This window comes from Roseburia sp. AF25-13LB, from assembly GCF_003478915.1.
Classification (GTDB): domain Bacteria; phylum Bacillota; class Clostridia; order Lachnospirales; family Lachnospiraceae; genus Roseburia_C; species Roseburia_C amylophila.
Window position 1 is genome coordinate 203,431 of sequence record NZ_QUFO01000004.1, and the last position, 18,162, is coordinate 221,592.

Annotated in this window: 16 protein-coding genes and 1 riboswitch; of the genes, 5 read left to right on the forward strand and 11 right to left on the reverse strand. The window is 42.4% G+C overall.

From position 1 onward, the window contains the following. Positions 1-167: 167 nt before the first annotated feature. Entirely contained in the window at positions 168-1,103 is a 936-nt protein-coding gene (locus DWY37_RS07930) for a glycoside hydrolase family 113 (protein ID WP_117947157.1), read from the reverse strand. 153 nt (positions 1,104-1,256) lie between these two features. Between DWY37_RS07930 and DWY37_RS07935 the strand changes: the two genes are divergently transcribed. Beyond that, on the forward strand, positions 1,257-2,153 hold the full coding sequence (locus tag DWY37_RS07935) for an AraC family transcriptional regulator (RefSeq protein WP_117947158.1): 897 nt from the start codon (positions 1,257-1,259) through the stop codon (positions 2,151-2,153). Between the two features lie 24 nt (positions 2,154-2,177). Here the strand turns inward: DWY37_RS07935 and DWY37_RS07940 are convergent, their stop codons facing one another. From DWY37_RS07940 to DWY37_RS07955, 4 genes are read right to left on the reverse strand one after another with little or no spacing between them, the layout of a single operon-like run. Further along, positions 2,178-2,495 carry a LiaF transmembrane domain-containing protein gene (locus DWY37_RS07940; RefSeq protein ID WP_117697767.1) on the reverse strand — a complete coding sequence of 106 codons (318 nt, stop codon included), beginning with the start codon at positions 2,493-2,495 and terminating at the stop codon, positions 2,178-2,180. 5 nt (positions 2,496-2,500) lie between these two features. After that, positions 2,501-3,037 (reverse strand): hypothetical protein, encoded by a 537-nt coding sequence (locus DWY37_RS07945; protein ID WP_117697769.1) that lies wholly within the window; start codon positions 3,035-3,037, stop codon positions 2,501-2,503. Position 3,038: 1 nt separating this feature from the next. Beyond that, the gene (locus tag DWY37_RS07950) at positions 3,039-3,497 is read right to left on the reverse strand and encodes a hypothetical protein (RefSeq protein ID WP_118540830.1); all 459 of its coding nucleotides are present in this window, start codon (positions 3,495-3,497) and stop codon (positions 3,039-3,041) included. A 1-nt stretch (position 3,498) separates the two neighbouring features. Next, positions 3,499-4,002 (reverse strand): RNA polymerase sigma factor, encoded by a 504-nt coding sequence (locus DWY37_RS07955; RefSeq protein ID WP_117947160.1) that lies wholly within the window; start codon positions 4,000-4,002, stop codon positions 3,499-3,501. Between the two features lie 682 nt (positions 4,003-4,684). On the opposite strand from DWY37_RS07955, the gene DWY37_RS07960 reads away from it, so the two are divergent. Beyond that, complete coding sequence (locus DWY37_RS07960; protein WP_243006649.1) at positions 4,685-6,043, forward strand: MATE family efflux transporter; 1,359 nt, start codon at positions 4,685-4,687, stop codon at positions 6,041-6,043. A 111-nt stretch (positions 6,044-6,154) separates the two neighbouring features. Here DWY37_RS07960 and nrdD read toward each other — a convergent pair whose 3' ends face one another. The 5 genes from nrdD to DWY37_RS07985 form a co-directional block, all read right to left on the reverse strand. Next, entirely contained in the window at positions 6,155-8,317 is a 2,163-nt protein-coding gene (gene nrdD, locus DWY37_RS07965) for an anaerobic ribonucleoside-triphosphate reductase (protein ID WP_117947161.1), read from the reverse strand. 94 nt (positions 8,318-8,411) lie between these two features. Continuing rightward, positions 8,412-10,334, reverse strand: a complete 1,923-nt coding sequence (gene pulA, locus DWY37_RS07970) for a type I pullulanase (RefSeq protein ID WP_118540828.1) — start codon at positions 10,332-10,334, stop codon at positions 8,412-8,414. Positions 10,335-10,442: 108 nt separating this feature from the next. Next, a riboswitch (cyclic di-GMP riboswitch) is annotated at positions 10,443-10,518 on the reverse strand. A gap of 88 nt (positions 10,519-10,606) precedes the next feature. Beyond that, entirely contained in the window at positions 10,607-12,076 is a 1,470-nt protein-coding gene (locus DWY37_RS07975) for a UDP-N-acetylmuramoyl-L-alanyl-D-glutamate--2,6-diaminopimelate ligase (protein ID WP_118540826.1), read from the reverse strand. Positions 12,077-12,093: 17 nt separating this feature from the next. After that, positions 12,094-12,954 (reverse strand): diaminopimelate epimerase, encoded by an 861-nt coding sequence (gene dapF / locus DWY37_RS07980; RefSeq protein ID WP_022243023.1) that lies wholly within the window; start codon positions 12,952-12,954, stop codon positions 12,094-12,096. Between the two features lie 36 nt (positions 12,955-12,990). Beyond that, positions 12,991-14,175 carry a trans-sulfuration enzyme family protein gene (locus tag DWY37_RS07985; RefSeq protein ID WP_118540824.1) on the reverse strand — a complete coding sequence of 395 codons (1,185 nt, stop codon included), beginning with the start codon at positions 14,173-14,175 and terminating at the stop codon, positions 12,991-12,993. A 207-nt stretch (positions 14,176-14,382) separates the two neighbouring features. Between DWY37_RS07985 and DWY37_RS07990 the strand changes: the two genes are divergently transcribed. The 3 genes from DWY37_RS07990 to DWY37_RS08000 all read left to right on the forward strand — a co-directional run bounded on the left by DWY37_RS07990 (position 14,383) and on the right by DWY37_RS08000 (position 17,554). Further along, positions 14,383-15,216 (forward strand): AraC family transcriptional regulator, encoded by an 834-nt coding sequence (locus tag DWY37_RS07990; protein WP_117947165.1) that lies wholly within the window; start codon positions 14,383-14,385, stop codon positions 15,214-15,216. A 225-nt stretch (positions 15,217-15,441) separates the two neighbouring features. Next, positions 15,442-16,605 carry an SLC13 family permease gene (locus tag DWY37_RS07995; protein ID WP_118540822.1) on the forward strand — a complete coding sequence of 388 codons (1,164 nt, stop codon included), beginning with the start codon at positions 15,442-15,444 and terminating at the stop codon, positions 16,603-16,605. Positions 16,606-16,693: 88 nt separating this feature from the next. Beyond that, positions 16,694-17,554, forward strand: coding sequence for a class I SAM-dependent methyltransferase (locus DWY37_RS08000; protein WP_118540820.1), 861 nt, complete (start codon positions 16,694-16,696; stop codon positions 17,552-17,554). A gap of 118 nt (positions 17,555-17,672) precedes the next feature. Here the strand turns inward: DWY37_RS08000 and DWY37_RS08005 are convergent, their stop codons facing one another. Next, positions 17,673-17,969 carry a hypothetical protein gene (locus DWY37_RS08005; RefSeq protein WP_117697786.1) on the reverse strand — a complete coding sequence of 99 codons (297 nt, stop codon included), beginning with the start codon at positions 17,967-17,969 and terminating at the stop codon, positions 17,673-17,675. Positions 17,970-18,162: the final 193 nt, after the last annotated feature.

Consider the following 18,162-nt stretch of genomic DNA (forward strand, 5'->3'; position numbering starts at 1 on the left):
AGCATTCTCTCAATCGTTTTCGTTATAAAAACACTCTACCACGAAACGCCCGTTTCGGGATAGAGTGTTTTACCTTAAAAATGGTAGAAATCTATTTTATTAAGAAAAATCAGAATGTACGGATTCCATATGCCATAACAGTTTATTTTAGGTTTTTTAACTTTTTGTTACTTTTGAATAGAATCATAGTATTTTTTCACGATTTTCTCCGCTGGTTTTGCATATATTTCATAATCTTTTCTCTTTAGGGCAGCATTCTTCGTGTAGAGATGACTGTTCCAGGACCAGAATGCCATGCCCCTCACCCATTCTCTTTTTAAGCAGGCTTCAAACATTGCCTCATACCAGTCTGCCTGTCCCTTAGCATCTGCTTCTCCCTGCACCGTCCAGTCATTTGGCACTTTATTAGAATCCACGATAGACATACATCCTGCCTCTGCAAAGAAAAATGGTTTTTGAAATTTCTTTACCACCGCTTCAATCCGGTCAAGCTGGTTCTCCCAGTCCTCCAACGGATAATAGCCACTGGAAGAAATCACATCTACTGCATCCCACCATTTCACATTATGCTCCTGATATTTATCGGTATTATAGGAAACAAGTCCGTCAAATTCACTCCGGATATCAGCGATCAGCTTCCGCCACTCTGCTTCCCTGCGCTCTGCCATAACCATTTCGCAGCCTGCAATATGCATTTCCACACCCATTTCTTTTGCCAGCCTTGCATAATGAAGCTGAAATTCTGTATAGGATTCAAACCAGTTACACCACTTTGGTTCACAGACTACGTCTTCATCAAAGAAATTGACATGGGCACGCCAGGTTCCATTTTTGCAGTTTACCGTAGGCTTTAATGCCACACGCATGCCAAGCTCTTTCGCATAATCAATCATGCCCTTTAATTCATCATCTGACACCGTTGCTTCAGAAGTATAACCAATCTCTTCCGACTGTGCCGTATCCTGCAAGCCGTTTGGTGCTAAAATAACAAAATTGCTGTTGGTATTTTCTTTCATTTTCTTTAAGCTGTCAAAAGCACTCTTCTCCTGATAGCTCCCTTTTCTTGCAAATGGTGCATATGTCATGCCGCAGATATATTCCATGGTAAGTGTTTCCGTTCTCCTCTTTCAATGACTTTTTATGATGGAAACTATAGCATTCACCCTGGAATCTTGCTATAATGATTTATTATAAAAATAGTAAAAATCTCTTATAACAGGAATTCATTTATTTCAGATATATTGGGGGACGACTTTATGAATTCACTTTTTGAATACAGCGACCGGCTGAATGCTCCTTTTGAATGTTTCTTATTTAATACGAGAATCCATTCTTTTCCTATCCGGTCCCACTGGCATTATTTTGTTGAAATTCTGTATATGTTAGAGGGCACCGCCATCATCAACTGTGATGATGATACTTATGTACTAGAAGAAGGTGATATGACGTTATTTCTTCCGCAGGCAATCCATTCTATCTATACTGCCACAGAGCAGCCATTGGTTTATTATGTCATGAAATTTGACTTAAACCAGCTTGCACCATCCGGCAATGCATTAAGTACCACTTTTTCTGGGATTAATTTTGTATCACTTTTTAATCTGGCGAAGGGTGATTCCCATGCTCCGAAATATTTTTCCAAAGCGATGTTAACAGGCTATCCCATTGCCGGAATCTTTTCCTCCTGTGAACACGAAATGCAGCAGCAGGAATACGGTTACCGGATTCTGGTACAGTCCCAGATTAATTCCCTTTTAACCTTTATCCTGCGTATCTGGCGGGCACAGGGTTTTAATACGGATAAATCTCTGGCTATTCCGCAAAATACAGAAGAAGCGTCCATACATTCCATTACGGAATATATCGACGCTCATGCCCAGGAGCCATTAAAGGTGGAAGACCTTGCCAGAATGTGTAATATGAGTTATTCCTATTTTGCCAAAAGCTTCCGGGAACTCTATGGCCAGTCCTGTAAAAAATATATTGAATTTATCCGCCTTTGCAAGGCTGAAGATTTGCTGCTCTTTACCAATCTTGACTTGAATTATATCAGTCAGGAAACCGGATTTTCCGATTGCAGCCATTTTATTAAGGCTTTCCGAAACAAGCACAAAATGACGCCAAAGCAATACCGGAAAGAGCATTCCTCTTAAAGGTACATTCTTAATGCTGCATTCTTAAAGGTGCATGTAGATATCTGCCTGCTGAATTGCCACATCTGCTCCTGCCATCAGCATGGCAAAGAAGGTTAATGTGATGGTAAGGAATACCGCCTTACCATCATAGACAAATTCCACATTCTTCTTCCGGTTGGCAAGAAGAATTTCTATTCCAAGCAGGATAAAGATACATGGCCAGATATGGAAAATGATTTCATAGGTCAATACCGGCACAAACAGATGTACCAGAAACAGGATTCCAAACAAAACCAGTGCACTGCCTAAGGTAATGCTGCCCACTCTGTGGGTGCGTACTTCTTTCACATTCTCATCCATTTTCCCTATGCCTCCTTTGTTTCTTCTTCCTCAAGGGATTTTTTCTTACCATGAACCAGATAAATTCCTGCTGCTATAATTGCAATTCCTGCCAGCAGTCTTGGAAGCCGGTAACTGATTTCCTGAAGTACCCAGACCGTTTCATCCGGAATTAAATTTGCAATCATCCAATAGAAACTGTTCCAGATTAACATAATACCAAGCAGAATCAGCACGACTGCAATAATGGTATGATAACGCTTTACAAAGGATTTATCTTTCCCGCCTTCTCCACTTAAATGGAATAAATACTCATCCTCCACGGCATAGAATTCTTCATCGGATAAGCCTGCTAAATTGTGTACATGAAAGAAGCTGTAAAACCATGCAATTACTGCAAGCACTGCCAGCGGTCCAAGTTCAAAAATAGATGCTGCTACAATAATGCCAAAGAACATCGACATCAGGCTTAAGCCCATTTTCATAAATCCCATATACATTTCCCCTGCTCCCGGTAAAAGGGAACAGCAAAATCTTAAAAATCCATTTCTCTTTTTCGTCATGTTATCTTTCCTCCTTTAAAAACCATCCATTTGTCGTCTCAGTAATAAAATCGCAAAATGCACTGGACGCATCATTTACACTCTGTAAGAAATTCTGCTCTTCACTACGCTTTTTCGCTTTCTCTTTCTGTTCCTGTAAGTCCTTATTGACCTGCTCTTTTGCTTCTGCCACATAAGTTTCCATGTTTGGTCTGCTCTGCTGCTCCACCGTAGGAACTACAATCAGAAAGGCGATTGCCGCTGCCGCCGCAACCATTACTTTCATGCTATAAGTCAGGAGCTTCCGCTTCGCTGACACTTTTTCTTTGTATACAATAATCTTCTGCTGCTGCTCAATTTTATGCAGAATATTTTCTTCTAAATATTCCGGTGCTTTTATCATCGGTCCTTCTTCTGTTTCCCGGATCAGTGCTTCTAACGCTTCGTCACTTAAATACTCCTGTGTATCTTCTTTTCTCATATCAGCTCCGCTCCTTTCCATATAGTTTTCTAAGCATTGCCCGCGCCCGGTATATCTGTGTCTGCACGGTTTTCAAATTCTTCTGCTTTAACTCTGCTATCTCGCCGGCAGGATGTTCTTCACAGAAGTACAGCTTTGCGATTTCATCATAAGGTGGTTTCAACTGTCTGCATTTTTCCTTCAGTTCTTCCCGGACCACCTCTTCGATGCATTGCTCTTCCGGTCCCCCTGCTCTCGCCGGATGACTTCCTAAGACTTCGTCTTCGGTGGGTACCATCCGCCTTGCCGCCTGTCTGCTGTAATCGATACATTTATTCGAAGCAATCCTGCAAAGCCAGGCTTTCTCATTCTTACCGTCGAACTCTTCCTTGTGCTGGTAGGCAGATAAAAATGTTTCCTGCGTCAAATCTTCTGCTGCAAAGTAATCTCCGGTCATCTTAACGCAAATAGAAAATACCAGATTCTGATATTTATGAACCATCTGCGTAAATGGTTCCTGACACATTTTTATCCACCTCCTTGTCTTTTAAGAACGTTCTCATACTATATAACGATTATCTTTTTCTATTGTCTTCAATTTTTTCAAAAAATCAATATTTTTTTTAATTTATTCTATCCGGAATCCATTCTATTGACTTTTCTTTTCCGTGAAACTATAATCACTGTGGTTATCATGAATGATAGAGCAATTGCGAAAGAAAACATATATAACCTATTTTAGCCGATAAATCTTCTGTTTCTTTTTAAATAGGAAATATTGTAATTCCATCCCCCGCATTTTTCTTTTTGCTATTCCGCCTGTCTTTCCAATGTTTGATAAGACACTTGGGCTGTTCGCCGAAATACGGACGCCTTTTGAAATCTGCCTAGGGGCACTTGGAATTTCGTCTGGCAACCGGTGTATCTGAACATGGATGTGAATATACACCGGTTGCCAGACGAAAGTAGAATCCCATCGAAATTCTTAGTGCCCCTTGCAGATTTCAGGCGGCATCCGTAATCGACGGACAGCACAAGCGTCTTTTATCAAAGCAAACGGAAAGACAGCCGGCAATCAGGAAAAATGCGAAGCAGGAATTACATAATATTTCCTATTAAGAAAAAGAAACAAAAGATTTATTTCTCAAAATATTTTAGAATCTTTTTCTTTCGCGATTGCCAATACATCTAATATACGAGGGATTTAAATGATAGAAAAGAAGAAAAACTCCATTGATATGACACATGGACCTTTATGGAATAAAATTTTGATTTTTGCGCTGCCGCTGGCTGCCAGCAGTATTTTACAGCAGCTTTTTAACTCTGTGGATACCGCTGTCGTCGGCAACTTTGCCAGCAGCCAGGCTTTAGCTGCCGTGGGAAGCAACAGTTCCCTGATTGCTTTGATGATTAACCTTTTTATCGGTATTTCACTGGGTTCGAATGTTATTATTTCCCGATATATCGGTCAGGGTGTCCATAAGAATATCAAAGCAGCCATTCACACTGCCATTGTTGTGGCTCTGGCTGGCGGCATTTTCCTGCTGGTTTTGGGACAGTTTATTGCAAGACCGGTTCTGGTACTGATGGGAACGCCGGATGATGTCATTGACCTTGCGGTCTTATACCTTCGGATTTACTTCCTTGGTATGCCATTCATTCTGTTATACGACTTCTGTTCCTCGATTCTCCGGAGTACTGGAGACAGCAGACGGCCGCTTTATGCACTGATTGCAGCCGGTGTTATCAATACCGGGCTGAATCTTATTCTGGTCATTGCCTTCCACCTTGGCGTATCCGGTGTTGCTATCGCTACCGTGGTTTCGAATATTGTAAGCTCCGGAATCCTGATTTACATCCTGCTGCATGAGGATGATCCGATTCGTTTAGAGCCAAAGGCACTTGCCATCTCCTGGCATGAATTAAAGAAGATTCTTGTCATCGGCGTTCCTGCCGGATTGCAGGGTATGGTCTTTTCCATTGCCAATGTCTGCATCCAGAGCACCATTAACAGCTTCGGCTCTGATGCTGTCGCTGGTTCTGCCGCATCGTTAAACTTTGAATATTTTTCCTATTTTGTGGTAAATGCTTTTGCCCAGACTACTGTTACTTTCACCAGCCAGAATTACGGTGCTGGTAAATATGACCGCTGCAAAAAGGTATTCCGTTTAAATATGATATTTTCCCTTATCTTCTGCGGACTCCTTTCCGGTGTCTTCATCTTAGGACGGGGCTTCTTCCTGCACCTTTACAGCAACGACCCGGAGGTACTTACCTTTGCCGTCCAGCGCCTGTTAATTGCAACAACCTTAGAGCTTTTGACTTCTACCTATGAAATCAGCGGAGGCGCCATGCGTGGACTGGGACATTCCCTGTCGCCTGCACTGATTACCGTTTTCGGTTCCTGTGTCCTACGGCTCATCTGGGTATCTACCGTCTGCCGGTATTTCCATGAGTTCTGGGTAGTTATGGTTATCTATCCGATTTCCTGGGTACTGACCGGAAGCATGATGCTTCTTGCCTATTACCTGCTGCGCAGGAAGTTATTCCGAAAAAGTGCAGTATAGAAAACCCCGGAAGCAGATGGTTCCTTCTTCCAAAGAATGAATCTTTCTGTTTCCGGGGTATTTTTATGGAGCCAACTTTAACGTACTCCTTTTTCTTTTTCTAAATTTTCTTTACAAATGTAATACACGGTCTTTGATTTCCTGAGTTCTTCCCTGATTCCAGAACTGGGTTCCGATATAACCACAGGTACGTCTTGCCACGTTCATCTTATCCTGGTCACGGTTACCACAGCTTGGGCATTCCCACACCAGCTTGCCGTATTTGTCTGTTACAATTTTAATCTCGCCATTGTAACCACATTCCATACAATAATCACTCTTGGTATTCAGTTCTGCATACATAATATGGTCATAAATATAACGGATGACAGACAGTACCGCCTCAATATTATCCTGCATATCCGGCACTTCCACATAGCTGATTGCGCCGCCCGGGGAAAGCTCCTGGAACTTTGCTTCAAAACCAAGCTTCTTGAATGCGTCAATATGCTCTGTCACATGAACATGATAGCTGTTGGTAATATAGCTCTTATCCGTAACGCCCGGAATAATTCCGAAACGCTTCTGCAAACATTTTGCAAATTTATAGGTCGTAGACTCAAGTGGTGTCCCATATACACTGAAAGCAATATTTGTCTCTGTCTTCCACTTATCGCAGGCATCATTTAAATGCTGCATCACTGCCAGTGCAAATGGTGTTGCTTCCGGATTAGTATGGGATTTACCGGTCATATAACGGGTACATTCACACAATCCTGCATAGCCTAAAGAGATAGTGGAATAGCCGCCATATAAAAGCCTGTCTATGGTCTCGCCCTTCTTAAGACGGGCCAGTGCACCATACTGCCAGAGAATCGGTGCCACATCAGAAGGTGTTCCCTTCAGGCGGTTATGTCTTGCCATCAATGCCCGATAGCATAATTCCAGACGCTCATCGAAGATTTCCCAGAAACGGGTCATATCTCCGCCGGAGGAACATGCAATATCCACCAGATTCAGTGTTACGACACCCTGATTGAACCGTCCGTAATATTTCGGCTTTCCTTCTTCATCCTTGTATACGCTTAAGAAAGAACGACAGCCCATACATGGATAGCAGTTGCCCTCTTTCAGCTGTTTCATAATTTTTTCTGAAATATAATCCGGTACCAGACGCTTTGCGGTACATTTTGCAGCCAGCTCTGTCAGATAATAATACTTGGAATCCGGCTCAACATTATCCTCTTCCAGCACATAAATCAGCTTTGGAAATGCCGGTGTAATGTAGATGCCCTGCTCATTTTTCACACCAAGAATTCTCTGCTTTAAGACTTCTTCAATAATCGCTGCAAGGTCGTCTCTTACCTGTCCTTCCGGTACTTCATCAATATACATAAAGACTGTTACAAACGGAGCCTGTCCATTGGTGGTCATCAATGTGATCACCTGATACTGAATCATCTGGACGCCACGCTTGATTTCGTCTTTTACTCGAATCTCTGCTACTTTATTAATCTGTTCCTCTATTAATTCCAGTCCTGCTGCTTCAAATTCCGCTGCTACCTGACGACGGAATTTCTGACGGCTCACATTGACAAATGGTGCTAAATGTGCCAGTGAAATACTCTGTCCCCCATACTGTGAACTTGCAATCTGGGCAATGCTCTGGGTTGCAATATTGCAGGCAGTCTCAAAGCTCTTTGGCTTATCAATCATGGTCTCACTGATTACCGTACCATTCTGCAGCATATCCTCTAAATTAACCAGACAACAGTTATGCATATGCTGTGCAAAATAATCGGAATCGTGGAAATGTATAATTCCCTGCTCATGGGCTTCTACAATATCCTGCGGCAGCAGGAAACGCTTGGTAATATCCTTGCTGACTTCTCCTGCCATATAATCACGCTGCACACTGCTTACAGTTGGATTCTTGTTGCTGTTTTCCTGCTTTACTTCCTCATTCTTGCAGGCAAGCAGTGTCAGAATCTGGTCGTCGGTAGAATTGGTCTTCCTTACCAGAGCACGTTTATAGCGGTAAGTGATATAATTTCTAGCTACCGTATACGCACGCTGATTCATAATCAGGTTCTCCACCAGATCCTGAATCTCTTCTACGGTTAATGCACGGTTCATGGTATTACATGCCTTCTCCACATTTTCACCAATAGCATTAATCTGTGCCTCTGTCATACGCTCGCTGTCTACCACACTTTCATTGGCTTTACACACAGCCGCTAAAATCTTCTCTTTATCAAATATAACTTCCGTCCCACTTCTCTTTATGATTTTCATATTCGCACCCCTATTCAAAATAATTCATTTTCAACGCGTATACTATATATTGTATCAGATTAAATTATCTTTTCAAGGTATTGTGCCAAATTGTTTATTCTTTTTCTAATACAAGAGCGGAAAGCGGCTCTACATCGGTCTTTTCGGAAATAATTTTTTTGCCGTCTGCACCTGCCGTTTTGTCATCCACCAGAATTTTCCATTTTCCTTCCGGCAAATTATACAAAATCTCTTCATCATTTCCGTTGAATATTACCAAAATGTTTTCCGGTGTATCATCTGCACCTTTTCCCTTTAAAAGATATGCCACAACATTTTCCGGTGTATCTGATAAGAAGCAGAGATTCTGTGTCATTTCCGCTTCACTCTGCATACGGAATACCGGATGGGCTTTCCGCAGTTCCATCAAGCCCTTATAGTATGCTATCATATCCGGATATTCATGTATATTATCCCACTTGATGCTGTTTACCGCATCCGGCATATTATAGCTGTTTTCTGCAAAACCTTTTTTCTCCGGCAGCGGTTTGCTGCGGAGGAATTCTTCACCTGCCTGGATAAAAGGCACGCCCTGGGAAGTAAATACAATGGCTGCGCACAACCGGTTCATGGCTTTCTTCTTTTCTTCCGATGCCTCCGGGCAGGAGACGGATAATTTATCCCACAGGGTATAGTTATCATGACAGGAGACATAATTAATACTCTGTCCCGGCTCTTTCGCCCACGGCTTACTGCCATAGGCATCATAATCTACCTGTGGATGTGCGACTGCTCCTGTAATGCCATAGCGCAATGCATTTTCCAGATGGATGCCGCCATTAACAAAACCCAGATGATCATCATAGAATACGCTTCCTTTTATGGTATCACGGATGTCATCATTGAACATGCCGATTCCCGGCATCTTTTTCGCACTGGCTTTAAATGCACGTTTCTCCTCTGCCAGAGAAGATGGGCCACCGTTCCAGCCTTCCCCATAAAGATAAATATCCGGACGGATTTCTTTTAAACGCTCTGCAATAACATTCATTGTATCAATATCCAGAACTCCCATCAAATCAAAGCGGAATCCATCGATATGATATTCCTTTGCCCAGTAAATCAGGGAATCTACGATTAATTTCTGCACCATCGGACGGTCACTGGCCACTTCATTGCCACAGCCGGATCCGTCAGTATATCCGGTCTCATCACTTCTATAATAATAGCCCGGCACAATCTTCTGAAGGTTGGAATCATCCCTTCGATAGGTATGATTAAAGACCACATCCATAATCACTCCGATTCCTCTGCTGTGCAATGCCAGCACCATCTGTTTCATTTCCTGAATCCGCACTGTTCCATCATATGGGCTGACTGCATAAGAACCTTCCGGAACATTATAATTATCCGGATCATATCCCCAGTTATACTGTGCTTTCTGATTTTTCTCATCTACGGTCTCAAAATCAAATGCCGGAAGAATCTGTACATGTGTCACACCAAGGCCACTGATATAATCAAGTGCGGTTGCTTCTCCAAAATGATTTGTAGTATTGGCTTCCGTCAGGCCTAAGAACTTTCCATTATGAAATACGCCGCTGGATTCATCCATCGTAAAATCTCTTACACTGCCTTCATAAATCACTGCATCTACAATCTGCTCCGGATTCCGGTATTCATCCAGTTCAAATCCCTGCGGATTGGTCTTTGCAAGATCAATTACCATTCCACGCTGCCCGTTTACACCCGCTGATCGTGTATATGGATCAACTGCTTCCTGCTCTTCTCCGTGATTTACTACTGTATAGGTATAGTAGATTCCATTGCAATCGCCCTGTTTTTCAAAAACGTAAGTACCGTTTACTGACTTCTTCATAACATGCTGTTCTATGAGATTATCTCCTTCGCCCTGTTTATAAAGGTTCAGCTTCACAGATTCTGCCTCCGGTGCCCAGACCTTAAATCTTGTCATTTTCGGTGAGTATACCGCTCCTAAATCATTTCCTGTGTATACTTCATAATCAAACTTCTGCATATTTGTTTCCTTTCCCTCGTTACCTGCATACGGCTACAGGAAACACACTTTGCGCATTTCCCGCATAACCGAAAAAAGGAAGCTTCCGCCAATGCACGGATGCTTCCTTCTTGCAACTGGCTGTCATTTCAAAGACCCTATAGCTTTGCGTCACAGGCTTTCACCTGTTTTGCTGATACATAATCTTTATTATAAGGGTGGCATAATTATAAGTCAATGACTCCGGTTACTTATTGCAATTCTTATATTTCAGTATAATTCACATATGTGAATTATAAATTTAACTCTTTTTTGATTTCGGCAATGGCTTCTCTTTCATCAAAATGATATTTTACACCTTTGATTTCCTGATAATCTTCATGACCTTTTCCAAGTAGTACTATCATATCACCCTTTCTGGCATTTTCGATACAATATTTGATGGCTGCCTTGCGGTCATCGATTTCGATATATTTTCCGTTGCTCTTTGCAAGGCCAATCTTAATATCGTTGTTAATGTCGCGGATTTCTTCATCTCTTGGGTTATCACAGGTCAACACACTTAAATCTGCCAGTTCTCCTGTCACTTCCCCCATGTCATAACGGCGCAGCTTGGAACGGTTTCCACCGCCACCATAGACACAGATTAAACGCTTCGGATGATACTCTTTTAATGTGGTAAGCACACTTCTTGTGCTGACTTCATTGTGGGCATAATCAATAATTACCGCAAAATCTTTGGAAACCGGAACTAATTCCACACGGCCTCTGACTTTTACTTTATCCAGTCCACGTAAAATTGCCTCATCGGAAATTCCTGCCAGATGACAGGTCAGCATGGTTACCAGTGAATTGTATACTGAAAAGCTTCCCGGAATATGAACTACTGCATAAACATTCATACATCCGGTAGTGGTAAAATGCATTCCAATCTGTCCCTCTTCATCCAGATATCCAACAGCTCCCGCCATCAGGTCTGCGTCTTTCTTACAGGAGAAGGTATGAAGCTTACAGGTATGATTTTTGATTATTCCAGCTACGTGCTCATCATCTGCATTTACAATTCCCTCTTTGCACTGACGGAATAAGAGACTCTTGCATTCCTGATATTCTTCAAAGCTGGCATGCTCATTTGGTCCGATATGATCTGGTGATAAGTTGGTAAAGATTCCATAATCAAATACAATTCCTGCCACGCGGTGCATCTTAAGTCCCTGGGAGGATACTTCCATTACTACATATTCACAGCCGGCATCTACCATGGCACGGAACATCTTATGTAATTCATAAGATTCCGGTGTGGTATTCTTTGCCGGAAGCTTCTCCTCGCCGATCAGGGCACCGATGGTTCCAATCAGTCCGACTTTCTTACCGGCTTCTTCTAAAACGCTCTTTATCATATAAGTAGTAGTGGTCTTTCCTTTTGTTCCGGTCAGTCCAATGGTGGTAAGCTCTCTGTCCGGGTGTCCAAAGAAAGCAGCCGACATAATTGCCAGGGCATAACGGGCATCTTCTACCTGAAGAACCGTACAACTCTCCGGGATATCGACTTCTACTGCATGCTCTACTACAAGGGCGGAAGCACCTTTCTTTACCGCATCTTCAACAAAGTCATGTCCGTCTACAACAGCTCCTACCATACAGACAAATACGGTGTCTTTTTCTACTTTTCTCGAATCATAGATAATATCACTGATTTCTTTCTCCATCTCTCCCTGCAGGCAGGTATAGGTCAATTCTTCACATATTTCTGCTAATTTCATACTTCTCTCCTAATGTATTATTCCGCTGTTCCGATAATGTGGCTTGCATCAATTTCCGATTCAAAGACCGTATGGGAAGGTCCGGTCATAAACATATGTCCGCTTTCTTCCTCCCACTCAATATAGAGCGGTCCGCCAATCTGCTCTACCGTTACTTTCCGGTCTAAGCGTCCGGTTAATACGCCGGCTACCACTGCAGTACAGCATCCGGTTCCGCATCCGATAGTCTCTCCGGTTCCTCTTTCCCATTCCCGGATTTTCACATAATCCCTGCGCACAAATTCCACAAAAGTTACATTGGTCTTATTGGTAAAAAGCTCTGTCATATGCTCAATGGTTTTTCCGTATTTTTCTACATCAAGGTCTGCCACGCTGTCTACATACATGGCACAATGCGGGTTGCCCCAGGATACTGCCGTAATATGGAAGGTCTTATCCAGTACCTGTACCGGCTGCTCTACAAATTCATCCAGCTTTGTGTTGACCGGAATCACTTTTGCAGACATTCTCGGTGCTCCGATATCTGCTCTGATATTACTTACCAGGCCGTCCGTCACAGTTAAGTTCAGATGCTGCATGCCTCCTAAGGTTTCAATTACAAGGTCTGTCTTATCCGTCAGTCTGTGGTCGTATACATATTTTCCTACGCTGCGCAATGCATTTCCACACATCTCGCCCTCTGTTCCATCCGGGTTAAACATCCGCATCCGGAAATCCCCTTTTTCGGACGGACAAATCAATACCATTCCGTCAGAACCAATGGCAAAATGCCGGTCACTTACGAATCTCGCAAGCTCCGGCAGATTGTCAAGATGCTGATGAATGGCATCGATATATACATAATCGTTTCCAAATGCCTGCATCTTTGTAAATTTCATTTATTTTCTCCTTGCTTTCTCTTTCCTTTATTTTTCTTAAGCATTCATTGCCCGGTCTAAATCTGCAATGATATCATCCACATTTTCAATTCCTACTGACATACGAAGGAAGCAGTCTGTAATACCAAGCTTCTCTTTTACATCAAGCGGTGTATCCTCATGAGTCTGTGTGGTCGGATATGTGATTAAGGTCTCTGTTCCACCAAGACTCTCCGCAAACATAATCATATCTACATTTTTAAGAATCTTCTTAACGGTCTCATAGCTGTCTACGGTAAAGGAAATCATTCCGCCAAATCCTGTTGTCTGACGGCAGGTTACTTCGTAATCCTTATGGTCTTCAAAACCAACATAATATACTTTCTTTACCTTCGGCTGTGTACGAAGCCACTCTGCAACCTTCCTGGCATTCTCATTGTGACGGTCCATACGGACTGCAAGGGTCTTGATTCCCCTTAATACCAGCCAGCTGTCTAACGGTGCCAGCTGGCTTCCATGGGATTTGATATGGATGTGAATCTTATCTGCGATTTCTTTGTTATCCTTTACCACTACGATTCCGGAAATGGTGTCATTGTGTCCCCCAAGATATTTTGTTGAACTGTGGGTTACAATGTCAGCTCCCAACTGCAGCGGTTTCTGGAAATATGGTGTTAAAAATGTATTATCTACCACTGTTAATGCTTCGATGGATTTTGCGATTTCAGAAATGGCATGAATGTCTGCCACCTTCATCATCGGATTGGTCGGTGTCTCAACGAAGAACATTTTTGTATTCGGGCGGATAGCTGCCTTTACTTCGTCTAATTCAGACATATCTACATAAGTATGCTCGATTCCATATTTTCCAAATACATCTCCAATGATACGGAAGGTTCCACCATAAATATCATCGGAAAGAATTACATGCTCGCCCGGATTTAATAAGGAAAATACTGCCATATTCGCAGCCTGTCCGGAAGAAAATGCAAATCCCTGGATACCGCCCTCTAAAATTGCCATGGTACGCTCTAATTCCTGTCTGGTCGGATTCTCAAGACGGCTATAGGCAAATCCTGTTGTCTGTCCTAATTCCGGATGGCGGAAGGTTGCTGCCTGAAAGATTGGCATGCTGACTGCGCCGGTTAATGGTTCCGTTCCTAATGCTCCATGTACTGCCTTGGATTCAAAATGTAAATCCTCTTTTGTACTGTAATCGGTATAGTTGCTGAAGTTTTTCATATTGTTACCGCCTTTCTTCGTCTTAATTACCCACCAGATATTTTCATTTCTAACAGGACAACCGTCTATTGATGCACTTGTCCTTTTTCATATATCAATTATTATACCAACATTTTATTGAAATTGATAGTAAAATAATGCTTTCCTTATTGCAAATCGTGCTTTATACTGTTCCTAGATTGACTTTGTATATAGGATGTGATTTTTATGAAAAAATATGAGAAAACCGGATATCTTCATCATGATTTTAAGATATTTCACCTGACTGACCACGAAATGTCTGCCTACGACTTTCATTATCATGATTTTCACAAACTGCTCTTTTTCCTAAGCGGCAATGTCACCTATTGTATTGAAGGAAAATCCTACCAGCTTACCCCGGGGGATCTGGTTCTTGTCCGTGCCGGTGAAGTCCACCGCCCGGTCATTCATGATACCACACCCTACGAGCGGATGATTATTTATGTCTCTCCGGATTTTGCAGTTACATCATCCGATAAGACTATTTTCTTAAACCAGTGCTTTCTTCCGGACGCTGCCATGCCGTCCAATGTCCTGCATTTATCCGGCATGAAGGAACGGCGGCTCTTAGATACCATGACAGAGCTTGTCCACTCTTTTTCCGAAGACAGCTTTGCCAATGAGATTTACCAGAATACGCTTTTCTTAGAATTTATGATTCACTTAAACCGGGCTGCCTTATCCGGCACCCTGCAATATGAAGATTCCTTCCAGGCAAATGAAAAGATTCTGTCGGTTCTTACCTATATGAATGAACATCTGACGGAAGATATTACGGTGGATTCTTTAGCAGAGCACTTTTTTACCAGCCGCTATTATCTGATGCACTCTTTTAAGGAGCAGACCGGGTATACCATCGGAAATTATCTTTCCACGAAACGGCTTCTCTTTGCCAGGGATTTAATCAGCTCCGGCACTGCAGTAACCGATGCCTGCTTTGCCTGCGGCTTTCACAATTATTCTACTTTTCTTCGTGCCTATAAGAAGCAGTTTGGAAAATCCCCGCGGGAAATGATTTAGGTGCTGCGAAAGAATAACATTTTAACAGAAATTTCTTTGCTATTTGAAGTAGGTGTGTTTATGTGCGTCAAAATACCAGTAGTTCTTAATATTATGTTTTGCTTGTCTGCAAGCAGTCTTTCCGTTGCTTTGACATAAGATAGTTTACATAGCAAAAAAATTATTAGCAAAATGTTATTATCTTTCGCAACTGCCTAAGATATGATTTCATAGAAGGAGACCTGTATGTTTACAAAAGTGAAAGATTTTTTCAAAAAAGAAACCGTCTGCTGCATTGCTTTCCTGCTGGCAGTTGTATCCATGTTTTTTATTCCACCATCCGTAAATTACTTTTCTTATATTGATTTCCGGGTACTGGCTCTTTTATTCTCCCTGATGGCTGTGGTAAGGGGTTTTTCTTCGATTGGCGTCTTTACCAGACTTGGAACCCTGCTCCTTCATAAGGTACATTCCCTGCGGACACTGGCAGCCCTTTTTATCTTTCTCTGCTTCTTTTTCAGTATGCTGATTACCAACGATGTTGCCCTGATCACTTTTGTGCCTTTTACAATTCTGGTGCTGTCGATGGCTGACCAGCGACAGGCATTGATTCCGGTTATTGTCTTAGAAACGATTGCTGCCAATCTCGGCAGTATGCTGACTCCCCTTGGCAATCCGCAGAATCTCTATCTGTATACAATTTCCGGTCTGTCTCTATGGGATTTTATCCGGATCATGCTGCCCTATTCCGCTGTATCCGCCCTGCTGCTCATCCTTTTCCTGCTGGTTCTTCCAAAAGTCTCTTTCCAGGCAGGCAATTTTTCTGCAGTCCAAACGGAATCTTCCGCCTGTTCCACTGATAAGCCAGCCTCTTCCCGCAGTCACAGGAATCCCCGGATTCTGTTTGCCGCTTATTGCATTCTTTTTCTGATATGCCTTCTGACGGTACTGCACATTCTGCCATTTCAGATAATGCTGCTTATCGTTTTCTTTAGTTTTCTTATTCTTGATTACCATGTGTTAAAAGATGTGGATTATTTTCTGCTGCTTACTTTTTTCTGTTTCTTTCTCTTTATCGGGAATATCAAACAGATTCCTTTTGTTCACGACCTTATTGCCGTGCTTTTAGTTCAGCATGAAGTGTCCATAGGAATTATCAGCAGCCAGATTATCAGCAATGTGCCTGCTGCCATCCTGCTTTCCGGTTTTACCAATAATTATTCCGCACTGCTTATCGGTGTCAACTTAGGTGGTCTTGGCACACTTATTGCTTCACTGGCAAGCCTTATTTCCTTTAAGTTCTATGCCAATACCGATGGCAGTAACAAGAAACGTTATCTTGGTATCTTTACCCTTTATAATGCCATTTTTCTTGTGATTCTCTTCGGACTTTACCGATTCTTTGGTTGACGGAACATTTTTGCCCTTATATAATAGGATTCAGATGTTTTAAGGAAATCATCATGAATCATACCGTAAGAATATTGGAGGAAATGCTATGTGGCTTGCAGATAACTGGAAAGATTATGAAGTAATAGACTGTTCAAAAGGTGAGAAATTAGAGCGTTGGGGTGACTATATCCTGGTACGTCCAGACCCACAGGTTATCTGGGATACACCACGCAAAGAAAAAGGCTGGCATAAAATGAACGCCCACTATCACCGCAGTAAAAAGGGCGGCGGCGAATGGGAATTCTTTGACCTGCCACAGCAGTGGAGTATCCACTACCGTAACCTTACTTTCCAGTTAAAGCCTTTCAGTTTCAAGCACACAGGTCTTTTCCCGGAGCAGGCTGCTAACTGGGACTGGTTCTCTGAACTTATTAAAAAAGCAGGAAGACCAGTTAAAGTCTTAAATCTTTTTGCCTATACCGGTGGTGCTACGATTGCTGCCGCAGCAGCAGGTGCATCCGTTACCCATGTAGACGCTTCCAAAGGTATGGTTACCTGGGCCAAGGAAAATGCTGCTTCTTCCGGTCTTGCAGATGCACCAATCCGCTGGATTGTAGATGACTGTGTCAAATTCGTGGAACGTGAAATCCGCCGTGGCAACCACTACGATGCCATCATTATGGACCCTCCATCCTATGGCAGAGGTCCGAAAGGAGAAATCTGGAAAATCGAAGAATCTATCCATCCGCTGGTCAAACTCTGTGCACAGCTTCTGGTGAACAGACCTTTGTTCTTCCTGATTAATTCCTATACTACCGGCTTACAGCCAGCTGTCCTCTCTTACCTTATCGGAACAGAACTAAAACGTTTCCCTGGCAAAGTCACAGCCGACGAAATCGGTCTTCCGGTCAGTTCCAACGGACTTACACTTCCTTGTGGGGCTTCCGGACGGTTCGAGGGGATTTAAATTTAATGCAATTCTTTATATATAAATCAGATACAAATTTGCATTTCAATTAAACGTCAAAAAGGCATGACGTTAATCCGTCATGCCTTTTCATTCCTATCCTTTTCGAATCTGCTCATTAATAATCTTCATGTCCAATAAACTTGCACTTAGCAATATATCCACCACACCAGATGGCTCCCGCCACTGTTACGGACAGCAGACACTTGAATACCGCCAGTGCGATGATTCCAATTGTAAGATTTCCTGCAAAGTATGCAGAAACCACCCCCTGTATTGGTTTACATAACATAAGCCAGCCTCCCACATAAAGGGCTAGCAGCGTTCCGATGACAGAACAGAGTGTTCCGATCATCAGTCTCAGTGTTTTATGGCTAATCTGTGTTTCCTCTGCCTGTTTTGTAACTTCTTTCATCCTAATTTCCCTCTTCTCTAACATATCCCTTAGCATTTCTACTTGTTTAAACTTTTCAGATAAAAATTTGCATTTCTATATCAAATATACAATTTTTTTGTCGAAAGTTCAAGTGATTTTCTATTGCAATCTGTTGTAATCTGTTGTATCTGCGCCTTTCTTACTTTATAATAGTAACACAGTAAAAAGAATT